Annotated in this window: 15 protein-coding genes, 1 pseudogene and 1 riboswitch; of the genes and pseudogenes, 7 read left to right on the top strand and 9 right to left on the bottom strand. The window is 71.2% G+C overall.

All coding sequences use genetic code 11. From position 1 onward, the window contains the following. Positions 1–2: 2 nt before the first annotated feature. A riboswitch (cyclic di-AMP (ydaO/yuaA leader) is annotated at positions 3–227 on the bottom strand. A gap of 319 nt (positions 228–546) precedes the next feature. After that, positions 547–1,236: a metal-dependent transcriptional regulator gene (locus tag BMZ16_RS11770; RefSeq protein ID WP_089800640.1), complete on the bottom strand. Its 690-nt coding sequence runs from the start codon at positions 1,234–1,236 to the stop codon at positions 547–549. Between the two features lie 127 nt (positions 1,237–1,363). Between BMZ16_RS11770 and serC the strand changes: the two genes are divergently transcribed. Beyond that, entirely contained in the window at positions 1,364–2,506 is a 1,143-nt protein-coding gene (serC, locus tag BMZ16_RS11765) for a phosphoserine transaminase (protein ID WP_255366588.1), read from the top strand. A 99-nt stretch (positions 2,507–2,605) separates the two neighbouring features. On the opposite strand, the gene BMZ16_RS11760 is transcribed toward serC, so the two are convergent. The 4 genes from BMZ16_RS11760 to BMZ16_RS11745 all read right to left on the bottom strand — a co-directional run bounded on the left by BMZ16_RS11760 (position 2,606) and on the right by BMZ16_RS11745 (position 7,328). After that, positions 2,606–3,298, bottom strand: a complete 693-nt coding sequence (locus tag BMZ16_RS11760) for an LPXTG cell wall anchor domain-containing protein (protein WP_089800638.1) — start codon at positions 3,296–3,298, stop codon at positions 2,606–2,608. 153 nt (positions 3,299–3,451) lie between these two features. After that, positions 3,452–5,353 (bottom strand): DUF4012 domain-containing protein, encoded by a 1,902-nt coding sequence (locus tag BMZ16_RS11755; RefSeq protein ID WP_255366587.1) that lies wholly within the window; start codon positions 5,351–5,353, stop codon positions 3,452–3,454. A 95-nt stretch (positions 5,354–5,448) separates the two neighbouring features. After that, complete coding sequence (locus tag BMZ16_RS11750; protein WP_089800636.1) at positions 5,449–6,849, bottom strand: MFS transporter; 1,401 nt, start codon at positions 6,847–6,849, stop codon at positions 5,449–5,451. Next, positions 6,846–7,328: a MarR family winged helix-turn-helix transcriptional regulator gene (locus BMZ16_RS11745; protein ID WP_089800634.1), complete on the bottom strand. Its 483-nt coding sequence runs from the start codon at positions 7,326–7,328 to the stop codon at positions 6,846–6,848. The genes BMZ16_RS11750 and BMZ16_RS11745 overlap by 4 nt, the downstream gene beginning before the upstream one ends. Positions 7,329–7,430: 102 nt before the next feature. Here BMZ16_RS11745 and BMZ16_RS11740 point away from each other — a divergent pair, with 102 nt between their 5' ends. Both BMZ16_RS11740 and BMZ16_RS11735 read left to right on the top strand, forming a co-directional pair. Continuing rightward, positions 7,431–8,729 carry an EAL domain-containing protein gene (locus BMZ16_RS11740; protein ID WP_143082815.1) on the top strand — a complete coding sequence of 433 codons (1,299 nt, stop codon included), beginning with the start codon at positions 7,431–7,433 and terminating at the stop codon, positions 8,727–8,729. Continuing rightward, entirely contained in the window at positions 8,726–9,379 is a 654-nt protein-coding gene (locus BMZ16_RS11735) for a CAP domain-containing protein (RefSeq protein WP_089800630.1), read from the top strand. The genes BMZ16_RS11740 and BMZ16_RS11735 overlap by 4 nt, the downstream gene beginning before the upstream one ends. 60 nt (positions 9,380–9,439) lie before the next feature. On the opposite strand, the gene BMZ16_RS11730 is transcribed toward BMZ16_RS11735, so the two are convergent. Then, positions 9,440–10,765 carry a UDP-glucose dehydrogenase family protein gene (locus BMZ16_RS11730; RefSeq protein ID WP_089800628.1) on the bottom strand — a complete coding sequence of 442 codons (1,326 nt, stop codon included), beginning with the start codon at positions 10,763–10,765 and terminating at the stop codon, positions 9,440–9,442. 111 nt (positions 10,766–10,876) lie between these two features. Here BMZ16_RS11730 and BMZ16_RS11725 point away from each other — a divergent pair, with 111 nt between their 5' ends. Next, the gene (locus BMZ16_RS11725) at positions 10,877–11,350 is read left to right on the top strand and encodes a VanZ family protein (protein WP_089800626.1); all 474 of its coding nucleotides are present in this window, start codon (positions 10,877–10,879) and stop codon (positions 11,348–11,350) included. Between the two features lie 5 nt (positions 11,351–11,355). Here BMZ16_RS11725 and BMZ16_RS11720 read toward each other — a convergent pair whose 3' ends face one another. After that, positions 11,356–12,849 (bottom strand): NCS2 family permease, encoded by a 1,494-nt coding sequence (locus BMZ16_RS11720; protein ID WP_089800624.1) that lies wholly within the window; start codon positions 12,847–12,849, stop codon positions 11,356–11,358. Positions 12,850–13,102: 253 nt separating this feature from the next. Here BMZ16_RS11720 and BMZ16_RS11715 point away from each other — a divergent pair, with 253 nt between their 5' ends. From BMZ16_RS11715 to BMZ16_RS11705, 3 genes and pseudogenes are all read left to right on the top strand, one after another. Then, positions 13,103–14,593: a sugar transferase gene (locus BMZ16_RS11715; RefSeq protein WP_089800622.1), complete on the top strand. Its 1,491-nt coding sequence runs from the start codon at positions 13,103–13,105 to the stop codon at positions 14,591–14,593. Positions 14,594–14,750: 157 nt separating this feature from the next. Next, complete coding sequence (locus tag BMZ16_RS11710) at positions 14,751–15,956, top strand: lipopolysaccharide biosynthesis protein (RefSeq protein ID WP_143082813.1); 1,206 nt, start codon at positions 14,751–14,753, stop codon at positions 15,954–15,956. Positions 15,957–16,546: 590 nt separating this feature from the next. Further along, positions 16,547–16,819: pseudogene (locus BMZ16_RS11705) on the top strand (integrase core domain-containing protein); the annotation flags it as partial. A 29-nt stretch (positions 16,820–16,848) separates the two neighbouring features. On the opposite strand, the gene BMZ16_RS18960 reads toward BMZ16_RS11705, so the two are convergent. Then, entirely contained in the window at positions 16,849–17,661 is an 813-nt protein-coding gene (locus BMZ16_RS18960) for a polysaccharide pyruvyl transferase family protein (RefSeq protein WP_177199680.1), read from the bottom strand. Between the two features lie 319 nt (positions 17,662–17,980). Continuing rightward, the gene (locus BMZ16_RS11695; RefSeq protein WP_089800615.1) at positions 17,981–18,877 is read right to left on the bottom strand and encodes a glycosyltransferase family 2 protein; all 897 of its coding nucleotides are present in this window, start codon (positions 18,875–18,877) and stop codon (positions 17,981–17,983) included. Between the last annotated feature and the right edge of the window lie 156 nt (positions 18,878–19,033).

The raw sequence follows: 19,033 nt of genomic DNA, 5'->3' as shown, positions 1-19,033 counted from the left end.
GTCGTGCCTCTCCTGGCGCCTACGAGGTGAGCTGTCGGGTTCGGGTGGGAGATCACCCGGCCGGTCTTCCGTCACGACCTGCTGCGCACCGTGGTGCCCTGCTGTCGTGCCGTCGTCCCGGCTTCACCCCAAGGACACCGTGACCGGTGCCCAGAAGTGGTTCCCCCGCCCCTGCCGGCGAGTCGTACGGACCTGCGAGCGGTGGCAGGGTTCGGCGTTCCGCTCGAGGGCTCCCACGGAGGAGGGTTCCGAGAAGCAGGACGAACGTACATGACGCTCTGCGGGATTGTCACGCTCTGGTCACGAAGATCTCGGAAAGATCTTGGACGCACGTCCGGGGATGTCCGGCGGACATCGCGACACGCCGTCGACACGCCGCTGGGGACCGGACGAACCGGGCTGCCGGCCCGCGATCGGACAGCCTCAGACAGGCTCAGACAGGCTCGGACAACGCCGGATCGCGTCACGGAGACCCGCCGATCCGGCGTCGCGGCCCGGGACCTCGGTCCCGGACGCCGCCCGCCCCCGCGGGCCGCAGCGGCCCGCTCAGGCCCCGACGAAGATGTGCCGCGCGACGTCGTACGGCAGGTCGAGCACGGTCCCGGACCCCGCCACGCCGACCGTGACCACGCCGGTGGTCCGCTCGACGCTCACCGCGACGCCCGGCACGACGCCGGCCTCGGCCAGCCGGGCCAGCAGCTCGACGTCGACCTGCAGGGGCTCGGCGATGCGCGCGATCACCGCGCTGCCGTCGGCGGCCGCCCCGGGCGCGGTCAGCGGCACCACACCGTCGAGGAACCGCACGGGCGTGCGCTCCTCGCCGATCTCGTCCAGGCCGGGGATGGGGTTGCCGTAGGGGTCGAAGTGCGGGTGGTCCAGCAGGGCGGCCAGGCGCTTCTCGACCCGCTCGCTCATGACGTGCTCCCAGCGGCACGCCTCCTCGTGGACGTGCGGCCAGTCCAGACCGATGACGTCGGTGAGCAGGCGCTCGGCCAGACGGTGCTTGCGCATGACCCGCACGGCCTTGCTCAGCCCGTCGGGGGTCAGCTCCAGGTGCCGGTCGCCGGTGACGACGACGAGGCCGTCGCGCTCCATGCGGGCGACGGTCTGCGACACGGTGGGACCGGAGTGGCCGAGGCGCTCGGCGATCCGCGCGCGCAGGGGGGTGATGCCTTCCTCGGTGAGCTCGTAGATCGTCTTGAGATACATCTCGGTCGTGTCGATCAGGTCGCTCACCGCTCGGCCTCCCACATCGCCTCCGGCGGCCCGGGAACCCCGCGCCGCGTGCTGCGGTCCAGGGTAGTCGGCGACCCGTGCACGGACGGGGCCACCCGTGCGCAGCGCGCGTCGATATCCTCGACGGGTGCCCGACGCCGACGCCCTGAGCCACCTGACGATCCCCGCCGACCTGCTGCCCCGGGACGGGCGGTTCGGCTCCGGCCCGTCCAAGGTGCGACGCGAGCAGGTCGACGCGCTGGCCGCCGTGGGCACGACGCTGCTGGGCACGTCGCACCGGCAGGCGCCGGTCCGCAGCCTGGTGGGTCGGGTGCGCGCCGGCCTGGCCGCCCTGTTCGACGCGCCCGACGGCTACGAGGTCGTGCTGGGCAACGGCGGGTCGACCACCTTCTGGGACGTCGCGACGCTCTGCCTGGTGCAGGAGCGCGCCGCGCACGCGCAGTTCGGCGAGTTCGGCGCCAAGTTCGCCGCCGCCACGACGCGCGCGCCGTTCCTGGCGCCGTCGCACGTGGTGAGCGCCCCGGCGGGCCAGGTCGCGGTGCCGGAGCCCGTCGACGGCGTCGACGCGTACGCGTGGCCCCACAACGAGACGTCGACGGGCGTGCTCGCACCGGTGCGCCGCGTGCCGGGCTCGCGCGACGCGGGTGCGCTGATGCTCGTCGACGGCACGTCGGCGGCGGGCGGCACGACCGTCGACGTGTCCCAGACCGACGTCTACTACTTCGCCCCGCAGAAGTCGTTCGCCTCGGACGGCGGGCTGTGGCTCGCGCTGGCGTCCCCGGCGGCGGTCGAGCGGGCCGCGCGCCTCGAGGGCGGCGACCGCTGGGTGCCGGAGTCCCTGTCGTTCACGACGGCGGTCACCAACTCGCGCGCCGACCAGACCCTCAACACCCCGGCGGTGGCGACCCTGGTGCTCCTGGCCGAGCAGATCGACTGGGTGCTGGAGCAGGGCGGCCTGGCGTGGGCAGCGCAGCGCACCGCGACGTCGGCCGGGCACCTGTACTCCTGGGCGGAGAGCCGCGACTGGGCCGCGCCGTTCGTCACGGACCCCGGGCTGCGCTCCCCCGTGGTCGGCACGGTCGACCTGGCCCCGGAGGTCGAGGCGTCGACCGTGACGGCGGTGCTGCGCCGCCACGGGGTGGTCGACATCGAGCCGTACCGCAAGCTGGGTCGCAACCAGGTGCGGGTGGGCATGTACCCGGCGGTCGAGCCCGACGACGTCCTGGCGCTCACCGCGTGCATCGACCACGTGGTCGAGCAGCTGGTCTGAGGACGCCCGCACGCACGCGGCAGGGCCCGGCACCTCGCGGTACCGGGCCCTGCGTGCGTCGGGCGGTCAGGCAGGCGTCGGACGGCCTGCGGTCCGGCGTCAGGCGCGCCGGCGACGAGCGGCGAGCACCCCGGCGACCCCGGCCAGCACGGCCCCGGCGCCGATCAGCGCGATGGGCCCGGCGGACGAGCCGGTGGCGGACAGCACCTCGGCACGCTCGGCGGGTGCGGCGGCCGCGGGCTCGACCCCGGCGGACAGGACGTCGGAACGCTCGGGCTGCGTGAGGCAGACCGGGCTCGACGGCGGGTAGGCCACGACGGCGGACGCGGTCGGGTTGACCGCGAACTGGACCTCGACGGACGGGCGGACCCAGTCGTACTCGTCGCCGACGACCCACGTGCCGTTCTCGAGGCGCCAGCCGGGCCAGTCGACGCCAGTGCCGTCGGGGCCGACGACGGCACCGGGCCACAGCACGCTGCCGGACAGCGGCTGGTCGGCCAGGACGACGTCGGGACCGGTCGGGTTGACGAAGGTGACGGTGACGGTGGTGCGGTCCGTGCCCACGGGCTGCACGGCGTACCGCAGCCGCGGCACGCCACCGTCGCACACCGGCGACAGGACGGTGACGTCGACCTCGCACGGCAGCTCGGCGCCGTAGCCGTCGGTGCCGCGCGTGCAGTCGTCCTGGGTGGCCGGGGGCGGCGCGGGGGTCGCGGCCGTGGCGGACGGGGCGAGCGCCGTCAGGGCCAGGACGAGGCCTGCGGCGGCACAGACCCGGATGAACGCGCGCATGGTGGCTCCTGTGTCGAAACGGACATTTCGTCTCATCCTCACCCCGCGCGACGCTGATTCCCATCCTCGTTCGGGTGAAACGGACAGATCGGGCATTCTTCACCCGGACGCGCGTCCAGGGAGACCTGCCGGACCCCGCCGGGAGGCCGGGGCTCAGCCGCAGCGGTAGGTGGCGACGCCCGGCTGGGTGAGGGTCGGGGTCGTCCAGAGCGTCACGGCGCCGTCGCGCAGCGGGACGTCGACGGCGAGCTCCTGGACCTGCCCGGGCGCCAGCTGCGAGGCGATCCGCTGCACGCGCCGCCCGTCGGCGGCGGCCGCGCTGCCGGTGGCCGGTGCGCCGTCGCGCGTGACGACCAGCGGCGGCCCGTCCTGCGCGGACCACACGGACACGGCCGTGAGCAGCGTGCCGAGCGGCACGTCGGGCCCTGGCGTCCCGGTGACGTAGCGCGGGAACCCCTCGATGCCCACCGGCGGCCGGTAGTCCAGGCGCAGCACGGCGGTCACGGCAGGGTCGGGCCCGGTGCAGCGCGCGTCGCGGAACGTCACCCCGGTGGTGAGGTAGGCGCCGAGCTTGGCCTGCGTGGCGTCGTCGAGGAAGATCCCGGGCTGGTCGGCGAAGGGGCCGGAGGTGAACGCACCGCCGGCGACGGTCGCGACGAGCCGCTCCTGCTCGTCGGGGTGCGCGGACCACACGCGCAGGCGGCGCTCGTCGACCGCGTCGCGACCCGCGGCCAGGAGGTCGCGCGGGTCCCCGGCGCCGGCCCCGACGGCGTCGAGGATGCCGGCGACGACGGCACCGAAGTAGTCGTCGGAGTCCGCCGGCTCCGGGTGGGCCACGTAGGCGTCGCGCAGCAGCGCCGTGGCCAGGCGGTCGGCCCCGAGGTCACCGCCGTCGGGGTCGGGCACGGGTCCGGTCGCCCCGACCAGTCCCGCGACGGCGACGGCGTCGGTGGCGAGCACGCCGTCCACGGGCCCGCCGCCGCTGCGCGCCCAGTGCGCGACCACCAGCTCGGCGGTGCGCGGGAAGTCGGGGGTCGACACGGCGTTCTGCACCCACCGCCCCAGGTCGTCGCCCCACAGGGCGGACTCCTCGGCGGTCAGCGGCAGCACGAGCCGTCCCGCGCCGGCCAGGCCGCGCGTGGTGCGGCGGTCCGCCAGGGTGACCCGCCCGTCCTCGACCCGCACCGCGACGAGCGTGCCCACGATGCCGCCGGCGGCGCGCAGCTCGGCGGTGTTGAGCGCGAGCACCAGGTAGGTGCGCGGACCGTCGACCCCGAGCATGGCCGGCAGCACGCCGGCGGTGCGCCCGGCCGGGCCGAGGGCCGCGTCGACGCCCGCGAGGGCGTCCTGCGTGGTCCGCACCGGCCCGGCGAGCGGCCCGACCAGGCGGTCGGGGTCCAGCGCGGCGACGTCGGCGTGGGCGCCGGACGCGGTGGCGGCGGCCTGCTCGACGCGGGCGACCACGGGCACCAGTGCCTCGACGTCGACGCGCCCGTCCGGGCCGCGCACGGCGCCGCCCAGCAGGTCCCGCAGGTCCTCGACGGCGGGCAGCACCTCGCCGGCGACGGCGTCGAGCGCGTCCGCGACGACGCGGACGGCCGCGAGCTGCTCCCCCGCCCACGGCAGGTGCTCGGCGGCGCGCCACACCGGGTCGGTGCTCGCGGCGGCGGCGCGCGAGGTCGCGGCACGCGCGTCGGCGAGGTCGTCGGCGAGCGCGGGGTCCAGCGCGGCGTCGACGGACGTCTCGAGAGCGACGCCGCCGAGCAGGTCGCGGGCGTCCTGCAGCGCCGTGACGGCCTGCCACACGCGGGACGCGAGCCACGCGCCGAGCAGCAGCAGGACCACGGCGACCAGGGCGAGGACCCGGGCGACGGTGCGCCGGCGGCGGGGCCGGGCGACCGGCCGCACGGCCGCGGGCTCCCCCACCGCGACGGTGGTCGGCCGGTCCGCGGGGGCGTCGGCGGCGCGCTCGCCGTCGACGGCACGCTCGCCCGACCCCGGTGCGTCCGCGCCCGTCGCGCCGTCCGGCTCTGCCCTGGTCCCCGACGTGCCCACGCGCCGATCGTCACATAGGGGGCGTACCGGACAGTCGTGCCGGGGTGCCTTTCACCCGGGGAACCACCCGGGCGGGGCGGCGACCGGGTGAGGCCTCAGGCGGCGTGCTGCGCGTCCGCCGCGTCCTGCGCGGCGACGCGGGCGGGCGCCTCGGTGGCGCGGCGCCGGCCGGGGGTCGTGGGGGACGTCGGCGGCGTGGGGCGGGTGCTGTCGCGCTCGAGGTCCCGCTCGGTCCGGTCGCCCGGGTACAGCACCTCGAGGTGGGGGCGGGAGGCGACGTGGTACCGCACCTGCACACCCCACCGGTTGCGGGCCCACAGGGCCGCGCCGACGGACACGAGGATCGCGGAGATCGACCCCACGCCGATGGACCAGCGGGCCCCGAACGTCTCGCCGATCCACCCGACGATGGGCGAGCCGACGGGCGTCGCGCCGAGGAACACGACCATGTAGAGGGACATGACGCGCCCGCGCATGCGCGGGTCGGTGGACATCTGGATGCTGGTGTTGGCGGCGGTCATCATCGTCAGCGACGCGAGGCCGACGGGGATGCAGGCGATCGCGTAGGACACGTAGGTGGGCATGAGCGCCATGACGCCCGTCGTGACACCGAACGCGAACGCGGAGCCGATGACCAGGCGCACGCGGGGGCGGTCCCGCCGGGCGGCGAGCAGCGCACCGGTGAGGGAGCCGATGGCCAGGACGGACCCGAGGATCCCGTACTCCTGCGCGCCGCGGCCGAACTCGGTGCGGGCCATCAGGGCGCTGGTGAGCTGGAAGTTCAGGCCGAAGGTCGACACGACGCCGACCACCACCATGATGACGAGGATGTCGGAGCGGTTGCGCACGTAGGCGATGCCCTCGCGGATCTGCCCCTTGGCGCGCGGTGCGTGCGGCATGGAGTAGAGCTCGCTGCGCCGCATGAGCGTCAGCGACACGATGGTGGCGGCGAACGTGGCGGCGTTGATGACGAACACCCAGCCGCTGCCGACGGCGGCGATGAGCAGGCCGGCCAGGCCCGGGCCGATCAGGCGGGCGGCGTTGAACGACGCGCTGTTGAGGCCCACCGCGTTGGACAGGCGCCCGGCGGGGACCAGCTCGGCGACGAACGTCTGGCGCACGGGGCCGTCGATGGCGGTGACGACACCGAGCAGGCCGGCGAACGCGTAGACCTGCCACAGCTGGGCGTGCCCGGACAGCACGAGGGCACCGAGCCCGGCGGCGAGCACACCCTGGGCGACCTGCGTGAGGACCAGCAGCTTGCGCCGGTCGAACCGGTCGGCGAGCAGGCCGGCCCAGGCGGAGAGCACCAGGGTGGGGGCGAACTGCAGGGCGGTGGTGATGCCGACGGCCACGCCCGACTCGTCCGTGAGCTCGGTGAGGACGAGCCAGTCCTGCGCGACGCGCTGCATCCAGGTGCCGACGTTGGCGACGAGGGCACCGGCGAACCACAGGCGGTAGTTGCGGAACGAGAGCGAGGAGAAGGTGGCACTCACGACGTGGTGATCCTCCGGAGGATCTCGGCAGCCTGGACGAGGACGGCGCGCTCGTCCGCCTCGAGGCCCGCGAGCCGGGCGGACAGCCAGGCGTCGCGGCGACGGCGGGTCTCCGCCACCTCGGCCTCGCCCTCGGGGGTGAGGCTGACGACGACCTGACGGCCGTCGGTGGGGTGCTCCTGCTTGCTCACGAGCCCGCGGTCGGCGAGGCAGCCGACCGTGCGGGTCATGGCGGGGGCGGCGATGCGCTCGTGCTCGGCGAGCCGGCCGGGGCTGGTGGGCCCCTCCCGCAGCAGGATCGCGAGCACGTTGAACTGGGGGTCGGACAGGCCGGCGTCACCGCGCTCGGCCTTGAGGCGCCGGGTGGCGCGGCCGAGGGTGACGCGGAGCTCGGCGGCGAGCGCGAGGTCCGCGGCGCCCGCTGCGGGAGGCCCGGACTGCGCGACGGCGGGGCTGGCGGGGGCGGGGGCGACGGTCACAGATGGTTACCCTACATCATGACCTGAGGTAAATACATCTGGACGTGCTCTTGCGCAGGTCACCGGGGTGGTGAACAGTCAGGCCCGGGGAGGGATGCGGTCATGAAAGGTTCCAACTGGGACGTGTCGAACGACGCGCTCGTTGCCGAGCACGTCCTCGCCTCGACGATGGACCCGGTGACGAACCGTCCCGCCGCGACCGCGCTGAACACCGGCTGCCTCCACCCGGCACCCGACGACGCGGTGGTCAGCGTGGTCACCCTGGCCTACGACACCCCCACCACCCGCAGCCTGCCGGGCCGCGCCCGGGGCGTCGACGTCGCCGAGCGTGCGCTGTGCCGGGACCTCGAGCTGTGGGCCGACGCCCCGGGCAGCGTGGTGGCCATCGGGGAGGCGGCCGCGGCCTACGTCGCCCTGCACTCCCCCGACGAGTCGCGCGAGCTGCGTTCGCGGCTGGACGAGCTGCGCGTGCGCACCCGCCGCGCCGTGGGCCCCCGGCCGCTGGTCGCCGCCGCGCAGGGGCCGGCCGCCACGTCCGCCGACGTGACCGCACGGGCCATCGAGCGGCTGGTGCTGCCGCCCGGGACCGTCCCGGTGCAGGACCACTGGTCCGCCGGTGAGGTCTCGCGGCGTCCGCTGTGGGACGCGGTGACCGGCGAGCGGTTCGGCACGCAGGTGCGGCTGCACGCCGCCGGGCTCGACGGCGCGCACGCCGAGCGCGCCGAGGGCCTGCTGTCCCTGACGCGCTCCACCCGGTACGTCGACGTCGCCCGGGCCGCGCACGGCGCGATCCCCCATATCGTGGCGGCGTCACCCGTGGAGGGACCGGTGCTGTGGGACGCCTCCGCGGTGCTGTCCGGCACCGGACCCGCGCGCGGCAGCCTCGCGCAGCTGCTGGCCGAGCAGTGCCCGCCCGGGGTGTGGATCGGCGTGTCGGCGTGGCTCGCGGCCGTCGACGAGGTGATGGAGGCGCTGCGCACCCTGCGCGCGCAGGGGCGCCGCATCGTCCTGACCTTCTACGGCTCGGGGCGTGAGCCGCTGGCCGCGTTCGACGAGCTGCCGGTCAACGCCGTGCTGATGGACCCGTACCTGGAGCACGGCGCCGCGCTGGAGGCCGAGGACCGGTCGGTGCACGCCGCGATCCTCGAGCACGCGGCCCGCAACGGGATCCCCGCCCTGACGGGCACCCGCGCGGCCCTGCAGCTGCACCGTCGGCCCGTGCCCGCCCCCCGCCCGCGCACCCCGCACCCCGGCGGGCAGCTGCTGGAGCGCGCCCGCCTGGTGGGTCTGACGCTGCGGCAGACCGCCGTGCTGGTCAACGCCACGCACGGGCAGGACACGCTCGCACCACGCTGGGACCGGTACGACGTGGCGATGCACTGGGCGCAGGACGCGACGTGAGCGACCCGACGGCGCAGCCCGACCCCGCCGCGCAGCCCGACCCGTCCGCGCGGCCCGACGCGTCCGACACCCCGCGACGCCGCGGCTCCGGCGTCCCGCGACGCCGCGGCAACGCCCTGCCCGTGGCGCTGCTCGTGGGGGCGTTCGTGCTCGCCGCGGCGGCCGCCGTCACGGGGCTGCGCGACTCCGGCACGGGTGCCACCGCGGCGCCGGGTGGCACGGCTGCACCGGGTGGCACCGCGGTGACGCTGCGGCCGTGGTCGTCCGCCGGCGTCGAGCCCGACGACTACGCCGCCGACCTGCTGGCTGCCGCCCAGGCGGAGCGCACGGCGGCCGGGCTGCCCGCGTGGGGGGACGCACCGTGCGCGGCGGACGTCGCCACGCAGCGTGCCGCCGCCCTGGTGGGGCAGCCGCTGGAGCACGCACCCCTGGACGACGTGCTGACGGCGTGCGCGCCGCGGGCCATGGCCGCGGAGAACCTCAGCCGCGCGGCCGCGGACCCGCGCGACGTCGCGACCGCGTGGATGGGCTCCCCCGGCCACCGGTCCAACGTGCTGGACCCGGCGCTGACCGACGCCTCCACCGCGTGCGCCCAGGACGGCGACGAGCTGGTGTGCACGCTCGTGCTCGTCGGCGACGGGGAGGGCTGAGCGCCCTCCCGTGCACCGGCCGCGCCGGCACCGGTCGGCACGGCGCGGCGCGGGACGACGTCAGGGGCGGCCGAGGGCCCGGTACGTGAAGCCGGCCGCGCGCCAGGCCCGCGGGTCCAGCACGTTGCGCCCGTCGACGATGGCGCGCTGCGCCACGACCGCACCGAGCTGCGCGGGGTCCAGGTCCCGGTACTCCTCCCACTCGGTGGCGAGCACGACGACGTCGGCGTCCTGCGCGGCCTCCAGCGCGGTGGCGGCGTACTTGAGGTCCGGCCACTTGGCGCGCGCGTTCTCCACGGCCTGCGGGTCGGTGACGGTCACGTGCGCGCCCTGCAGCTGCATCTGGGCGGCCACCGACAGGGCGGGCGAGTCGCGCACGTCGTCGCTGTCGGGCTTGAACGCGGCCCCGAGCACCGCGACGCGGCGTCCGACGATCGAGCCGGCGCAGACCTCGCGCGCCAGGTCGACCATGCGCACGCGGCGGCGCATGTTGATGGAGTCGACCTCCCGCAGGAACGACAGGGCCTGGTCCACGCCGAGCTCCCCCGCGCGCGCCATGAAGGCGCGGATGTCCTTGGGCAGGCACCCGCCGCCGAACCCGAGTCCGGCGTTGAGGAAGCGGCGGCCGATGCGCTCGTCGTAGCCGATGGCGTCGGCCAGGCGGGTGACGTCGGCGCCCGTGGCCTCGCACAGCTCGGCCATGGCGTTGATGAAGGAGATCTTGGTGGCGAGGAACGAGTTGGCGGCGACCTTGACCAGCTGGGCGGTCGCGTAGTCGGTCACCACGAGGGGGGTGCGCTCGGCCAGCGGCGTCGCGTAGACCTCGTCGAGCAGCGCGCGGGCGGCGTCGCCCTCGGCGGTGGGCACGCCCTCGTCGTCCGTCGGCAGGCCGTAGACCAGACGGTCGGGGTGCAGCGTGTCCTTGACGGCGAAGCCCTCGCGCAGGAACTCGGGGTTCCACACCAGCGTGGCGCCGGTGCCGGCGAGGCGGGCGGCCAGCGCCTCCGCGGTGCCGACGGGCACGGTGGACTTGCCCGCGACGACGTCACCGGGGGCCAGGTGCGGCACCAGCGCGTCGAACGCCGCGTCGACGTAGGACAGGTCCGCGCGGAACTCGCCGTGCTTCTGCGGGGTGCCGACGCACAGGAAGTGCACGCGGGCGCCCGCGGCCTGCGCCGTGTCGGTGGTGAACCGCAGGCGGCCGGTGGCGGAGACCTCGTCGAGCAGCTCGGGCAGGCCGGGCTCGTAGAACGGTGCGGTCCCGGCGGCGAGGCGGGCGACCTTGTCGGCGTCGACGTCGATGCCCACCACGTCGTGGCCCAGGGACGCCATGCTCGCGGCGTGGACGGCGCCGAGGTAGCCGCAGCCGATGACCGATATGCGCACGTGAATGCTCCGCTTCAGCAAAAAGAATGGGGGCTTTGCTGCGAGCCTAACCGCGGGCCGCCGCGGGTCCGGTGCAGGCACGCCCGTCCGGGTGACGGGCATGCTGGGCGCGTGCTCCCCGCCACCGTCCCCGCGCCCCGCCGTGTCGTCGTCCCGCTCCTGGTGGTCTACCTGGCCGCCGTCGGGGCCGTCACGCTGACACCGGGACGCACCCACGACGGGTCGCTGGGCGTGGTCCGCACGGTGCTGGCCTGGCTGGACGAGCGGGGCGTGCCGCTGCGGTTCGAGGTCGTGGAGCCCCTGGCGAACGTGGTGATGTTCGTGCCGTTCGGCGTGCTGGTGGGGCTGCTGGTGGGGCTGCGCCGGTGGTGGGCGGTGGTACTGCTGGGCCTGGCGACGTCGGCGGCGATCGAGACGGTGCAGCGGGTGCTGCCGGACCGGTTCTCGACCGTGCAGGACGTCGTGATGAACACGCTGGGCGCGGCCGTGGGTGTGGCGGTGCTGGCGTGGGTCGTGGCCCGCGCCGGACGCACGCGGCCCGGGTCCGCGAGTGCGGACCCGGGCCGGGTGACGTCGGAGGGCTGAGGCCGTTACAGGCCGATCAGCTCCTGGATGGGGCCGAGGGTGAAGTACACGACGAATGCCAGCGCTGCGAACCACATGAGCGGGTGCACCTGCCGGGCCTTGCCGACCGCGACCTTGATGAGCACGAACGCGATGAACCCCGCGCCGATGCCCGTGGTGATCGAGTAGGTGAACGGCATGAGCACGAGCGTGAGGAACGCGGGGACCGCGATCTCGGGGGACTTCCAGTCCACGCCGGTGATCTGCGTGACCATGAGGAAGCCGACGACGACGAGGACGGGCGCGGCCGCCTCGGACGGGACCATCGCGACCAGCGGCGACAGGAACGTCGCGAGCAGGAACGCGATGCCGGTGACGACGGACGCGAGGCCGGTGCGGGCGCCCTCGGCGACACCGGACGTCGACTCGACGTACGCGGTGTTGGACGAGACGGACCCGACACCACCGGCGACGGCACCCAGGGAGTCGACGAGCAGGATCTGCTTGCTGCGCGGGGGGTTGCCGCCCTCGTCGAGCAGCTTGGCCTCCGACCCGACGGCGACCATGGTGCCCATCGTGTCGAAGAAGTCGGCGAGCAGGATCGAGAAGACGAGCAGCGCCACGGCGAGGACGCCGATCTGGCCGACGGCACCGAACAGCGAGAACTGACCGAGCAGCGACAGGTCCGGCACGGACGCGATCGCGTCGGGCACGGCGGGCACGTTCTGGTGCCAGCCGACGGGGTTCTCGCCGCCGGCCTGGTCGCCGATCTCCGCGATGGCCTCGACGATCACGGCGATCACGGTGGTGCCGACGACGGCGATCAGCAGGCCGCCGCGCACGCGCTTGACCATGAGGACGATCGCCAGGACCAGGCCGAGGACGAACACGAGCGACGGCCAACCCGCGAGGGAGCCACCGATGCCCAGCTCGAGCGGCGTGCCGCCACCCTGGCGGACGAACCCGCCGTTGACGAAGCCGATGAGCGTGATGAACAGGCCGATGCCGACGCCGATCGCGACCTTCAGCTCACGCGGGACGGCCCGGAACACGGCCGTGCGGAACCCGGTGAGCACCAGGACCGTGATGATCAGGCCCTCGAGGACGACGATGCCCATGGCGTCCGCCCAGGACACGCCCGGGATCGCCGCGATGGTGAAGGCCACGACCGCGTTGAGGCCGAGGCCCGCGGCCAGCGCCATGGGGAAGTTGGCCACGAGGCCCATGAGGATCGACAGGACACCGGCGACCAGCGCGGTCGCCGCGGCGATGAGCGGCAGGTTGCTGCCGTCACCCGGGCCGCCACCCAGGAACTCCCCCGTGCCGTCCGGCACGAAGCCCAGGATGAGCGGGTTGAGCACGATGATGTAGCTCATCGTGAAGAAGGTCACGAGTCCACCGCGCACCTCGGCGCCGATGGTGGAGCCTCGCTCGGTGATCTTGAAGAAGCGGTCGACGCCGTTGCGGGGGGCGCCTGCGGGAGCGTCGACGGGCTTCTCCGCAGAGGGAGTGGTCGCCATGGGCCGCAGTGTGGCAGAGGCGGGTTACCGCGCCGTACCGCGTCCGCAGTGAGGACGCTCACCTCTCATCCGTCATCGAGGGGTGTCACGAGTCATCACCACGGGTGAAATCCCTTCGGAGCGTGAGACGGCTTGGGTTGAAACGATCGCAAATGTCGGAGTTTGAGCGATACCGCGTAACACGCTTCCGTTAGCGTGCACCCCCTAACTGCGATAGCGATGAATATCTCGCTGCAGCAGCAAAGGGGGGCTCATGAACACGGCGGTGGACACGGACCGTAGAGGTACCCCGATCGGGGAGCACGCCGCGGTGCCCGCACCGCACTGGGCGCGGGCGTACGCGGACCGGGTGGCGGTCACTGACGCTGTCGCCCTCGCGGTCGCGCTCGGCATCGCCTACGCCGTGCGGTTCCCCCTCGACGGGCGAGCTGTGGTGTCGGGGGAGTTCTCCCCGACCTACCTCGCGGTGTCGGTCGTCCTGTTCATCGCCTGGTTCGCCGGGTTGACGGTCGGGCGCACCCGCGACCGCCGGTTGGTGGGGACCGGGACCAACGAGTTCAGCCGCGTAGTCGAGGTCACGTGGCACCTCTTCGCCGCTGTCGCGGTGATCGGCTTCCTGCTGCGCATGGACTTCGGGCGGGGGTACCTGGGTATCGCCGCGCCTCTCGGTCTGGCCCTCGTCCTGGCCGGCCGATTCGCCTGGCGTTCTCGGCTGCACCGCCGCCGCGACGCGGGGCACGACCGCTCCACCGTGCTCGTAGTCGGCCCGCGCACCAACGTCGAGACTCTCATCGACCAGTTCCACCGCAACCCGCGCGCCGGGTACGAGGTTGCTGGCGTATGCCTCGTGGGCGCGGACGAGGCACGCGCCGTCGAGCACGTCCTAGGAGTACCAGTCCTGGGCAGTCACACCCGAGCCGCCGAACTCGCTCGGCGTCACCGGGTCACGGCAGTCGCCGTCGCAGGCTCCTACTCGATGTCGCACGAGGAAGTGCGCGCCCTCGCCTGGGACCTCGAGGGAAGCGGAGTCGATATGGCCGTCACACTCAACCTGACCGACGTCGCTGGACCCCGTGTCCTAATGCAGCCTGTCAACGGTTTGCCACTGATGTATGTCGACGAGGCGCGCTTCACCGGCTCGAAGTACCTGGTCAAGTCAGCCTTCGACTGGATCGGGGCACTGCTGATCATCATCGCCATCGCACCACTGCTCCTCACCCTTGCCATTCTGGTGAAGGCCACGAGCCGCGGACCGGTCCTGTACAAGCAGGAGCGCATCGGAAAGGACGGCCGCACATTCAAAATGCTGAAATTCCGGTCGATGCAGGACCGTGCACACGAGCGTCTTGGCGAGGTCCTCGCCGCCGAAGGAACAGACAGTCTTCGCGCCTTCTACAAGCCCACGAACGACCCACGCGTCACAAGAGTTGGCCGCGTGCTTCGGCGATACTCCCTTGACGAACTCCCTCAGCTTCTAAACGTACTGCGAGGCGAGATGAGTCTCGTCGGTCCGCGACCCCAGATCGCGGCGGAAGTCGCGACCTACGACCGCGCGGCTCACCGCCGGCTGCTCGTCAAGCCCGGACTCACCGGGCTCTGGCAGGTATCGGGTAGGTCAAGCCTCGACCCGTCGACGGCGATCCGCCTCGACGTCGCATATGTAGAGAACTGGACACCGTTCGGCGACTTGATGATCCTGGCCCGGACTGCCCGGGCCGTGGTGTCGTCTACCGGCGCCTGGTGAGATCTGCCGAAGCCCGAGACTCTGCGGAGGCCACCGCCGCCATCCTCAAAATTCGCAGAAAGTGGCGCTAGATATAAACTAGACTGCTACCCCTCAGTCATCCCGAAGCAAAAGGCAGGTCGATGGGCGCGCGCAATGGGGCAAGTGTAGACACCGCATGAGTCGACACTCCCAGGAACTCATTATAGGCCAGATCGTCGGTCAAATAGCTATGCTCGGAGCAATCCCGTTCCTGACGCGGCTGGTCCCTCCGGACGAAATGGGCATCTATCAGGCCGGATTCTCCATTGCGCTCATAATCCAACCTCTCGCTACGCTCCGCCGAGAACTGCTCATACCTGTGAGCAATATCCTTGACTCGAGGAAGCAGCGCTCCAGCGCGATTCGCTTCTCGCTCATCTGTAGCGCGATCCTCCTTGCGCTATCGATTATCGCGATATACATCGAAGCACCAAGGCTAGGCGAAACCCTTGCCGCGGCAGCTCTGGTTCTCGCGTCGATAGCCATGCTGACAATCGAGAACGCTTATCTCATTCGTGTGGGCCAACTGCGCCGACTGGCCATGCGCAACCTGCTGGCGGGCGCACTGACGGCCGCCATACAGGTTGCCGTTGCCGCCGTTCTCCCGAGCGCACTCGGTATCGCCGCGGCGATGCTCCTGGGCCGCTTCGTCGCAACGGCCTTGACAAGGGCACCACGAATTCAATTTCAAGATGAGAGAGCGGGCGGAGAGCGCAATCAGCAGCGCACGGCGAGTGCCATTCTCTCTGCAACCGTGGCGTCGGCGTCTACCCAAGCGGTGATCATCGGATCATTCTGGACGCTTGGTCCCGGCGCGTCGGCCCAAATCGCAATTGGGCAAAGAATTGCCGGGGCCCCGGCGACCCTCCTTGGCCAGGCCTTGTCCCAGATCGCACTCGGTGCCGCCGCGCCGCTCATACGCCACCGACGATCCGGCCTCGTGAGCCTTCTGCGGACCCAGGTAGTAAAGACGTCCATCGGCGCCGCCATCGCTTCAGTCGCGCTCATCACTTGCGCCCCACTGCTCGCGGAACCCGTATTAGGACCGGGATGGCAGCGTGCAGGCGACCTCACAGCGATATTTGCCATACCGCTTAGCGTTCAGATCGTCGCCCTGCCGGCCACGACTCTAATGATTCCACTTGGTTACGAGCGTCAGCTATTGGGCCTGCAGATATGCAGACTCGTGGCAATACTCACCGCACTGAGCGCCTCGTCCGCGTTGACCGGGGACCTGGTCATCACGTGCGTAGTGACCTCGGCAACGTGGACCCTCGCCTACGTCCCCATCATGGCGGCGGCGTTCACCGCGGCTCGAAAGCATGACCGGACCTGCTCATAACTGGGCATCGTCACGAGCCTTCTGAACGCCCATTTGTGGAATATTTGTCCCTCTGGAGGGACGTCGCCGCGCCCAGATTTGCGCTCGGGTTCGAGCCTCATGGCGCCCGGGCCACCCTGTGACGACCTCAGCGTGCCCGGCGTAACCGCCGGCTTCGAAGTCCCGTGGAGCGCGTGCCGCGTTGGATGCACCAGGACGACATCGGCCACGGCGCCGTCGCTGGCAGGACAACCAGCGCAGCAGTCCGAACTGTTCAGCCGCAGGGAACATGACGACGCCGAACTTACCAACGCGTCGAACGGCGTCAATGGCAATGCCCCCGCGGCTGGTCGCTCGTTCCCGTGCCGATGAGATAGAGCGCGCAAGTGACGGCGTCCGGGCGTCATGACCCCCGGCTGGACTGCCAGCAGCGCCGTGGCCGGCGACCCGCGCGCAAGTGTGCCCGCGGGCCCCAACTCACCGGGCCTAGCTCGGTGACTCTCACGTCAAGCGCAGTTCAGCCGCCCCCGAGCCTGAACAGTGACTGTCACCGCGGCCGCAACCACCCTCGCGCTTGCTTGCCCCTACTAGCTGTACTGACCGGGGAGTGGGGCTGGCGTCTCGTGGGGCGCGCCCAGGGCGAGCGCAACCGTGCGGCCACGCCCGGCAAACCCAAAAACAGGCACTCCAACCCGAAGATGGCTCACGCGTTCGTCCACACCGTCATCGACGACCGCTCTCGCGTCGCCTACACCTCAGAGGCCGAACGCCGGACCGCCCTGGCAGCGTGGCTCCACGAGTACAACCATCACCGACCCCACACCGCCTACGAGAACAAACCACCGGTCACCCGATTGGCCAACGTCCCCCGTAAGTACAACTAGCCGCCACGGAGGGCGCAGCGTCGTTCCTCTCAGGCCACGAACAGTCTTTCGACAGAAGTCTTGAGATCTCGGATCTCGTCGTGCGCCTCACGCACCCGCGCCCGCACTTCGCTCCTCCTCAGCAACTGAGCACTGAGAAACTCTGTCGCTTCCGCCGTGCTCGTCTCGCTAAGATCCAGAGAAATACCCTCCAGCCCAATCTGGGCGAAGTGGGATCGTACCTTCTGACGCGGACCAGTCACCATTTCCGTCGGAACTGCACCGCCAAGGCTGGCGAGCACCAGTACGTGAAGCCTGTCGGAGATAACCATCCTGGCACTACCGTACAGCTCGCGCACCCGCTCTTCGTGGACGTCTGGCGTATCCGTCCAGCGGTAGTGGACTGCGCCGAGCTGGTTCGCGATCGACATAGCTCGGTCTTCGTCCTCGACCACCTGAGCGACCGTTACGACACGCAGGCCGTTCGACTTGGACCACGCATCCACTGCTGTGAACCACGCCGCGCTCGGCGAAGGCCTATCGCCTCGAAGACTGACGACGAGCGTTTCGCGGTCATCCCACGGCAGCCCGTCCCGAATGTCGCACCCGAAGGCGATATCCGGAACCACAGTTCCTACACCGATCTTTCTGAAACTCACTTGGTCGCGCCAGTACACGCGGCTTGCGAACCGGCAATGCAGACGATGCGCAGCCAGAGACGCCCTACTGTTGCCCACGATCGCTCGGGGCGGCAGAACCACAGCCCCGCCACGCAGCCGGGCAATCACAGCAGCAACTGCGAAAGCAATCTCGCGAGGTATTGCCCTGCGATCCAGCAAGATCTCGCCAGGCTCGAACACCACGCGAGGACGCTCTGCCCGAATAACGGCCTTCAGCCATCGCGCCCGACCCTCCCGAAACACCTCGTCGCCCTCTGACAGCCCCAACTGGGAATCCCAGACATCCGGTGCGTCACGTGCGTACACAACGACACCTTCGTCCGCGGATATCCACTCGTAGGCCGCCCGCCGGATAACAGCGTCACCAATGTTCGTGTAACCGCCCGTGACGGAGGCGAATCTAGTTGTAGCCACAATTACCTCTCGTCTTGCCCAGATCTGTCTATGCGAAACGAATCGGAACCGCGAACCGTCCAATGGGGCCGGCCGCCGGGGACATGATCTACTTTCGAAGCATCAGTAGCGTCGCTCTGACGAATTGATACGCCGCGAAGCCGAAGGCCGCTACGCCCGGACTTCCGACCGATACTCCTCTGCGGATGGTCGACAAGACCTCCGCGGGCGAGCCGCGCCTGGCTGCATATATCGTAGACGTTGTCAGAATGAAGTCGCCAAGGCTCCGACCGTCGCCGGTTATTCTGGCCTCCGCCCACATAGCCGAGTCCTTTGCGGCGATCCCGGTACCACCTGAGATCGACGGCTCACCGATCACATACACCGTTAACGCCTCGTCGGCCTGGACGATCTCAAGGCTAGGGGTTCTTTGATCCACGTCGAGAAGCCACGCGACGTCCTGGTGAAATCTCAGACTCTCGTCGAACGGCACACGCAAGGCCAGGCTACGAGGGAAGAGCAAAGTGGACGCCTGAATGAACCCTTGTCCTCCCTTAATTCTATGCTTTCGGCATATATACTCGGTGACGCTCTCGTCGTGCTCGATCAAACGCGCGGGCCATATCTCATCACGCTCCCGAGAGCGTGCAACAAGTCTGGATGTGGCTATCCAGTCACTGCGGTCGAGCCGGGCGGGACCGATTAGCTCTAGCTGAGTCGTGAGCTTTTCTGCTGCCCAGAGATCGTCATCGTCCAGCAGCGCCACCAAATCTCCTGTCGCCGCCATCACGCCGCACTGCCGCGCCGCATTGCCGCCCGCGCCGGGCCCGACACGTAGGGCGCGCACGCGAGGATCGACAGGAAGCAGTGAAGTCACGTCAGCGTCCGAATCCACACAGACGATGACCTCGTGCACTGGGAAGCTCTGCGCCATGACCGAGGCCACCGCGTCGCGCAACCTGTCCCGACCGATCGTCGGGATCACAACGCTTACAGAGGGTCGCATAACTCTCGCTGTCCTCGAAGGTATTTGTCTACTAGCACGCGGACACAATCACGATACCATGCCAGACATCAGAAAAATGGCGGCGGGTAGGGATTGCGCAGATGCCGTCATCATCTCCACCATCCTTTCGTGTGCAAGAGCCGCACCGGGTCCGAA

This window comes from Cellulomonas sp. KH9, from assembly GCF_900114185.1.
Classification (GTDB): domain Bacteria; phylum Actinomycetota; class Actinomycetes; order Actinomycetales; family Cellulomonadaceae; genus Cellulomonas.
The sequence above is the reverse complement of the archived record's forward strand: the minus strand, read 5'-3'. Positions and strand labels throughout refer to the sequence as shown.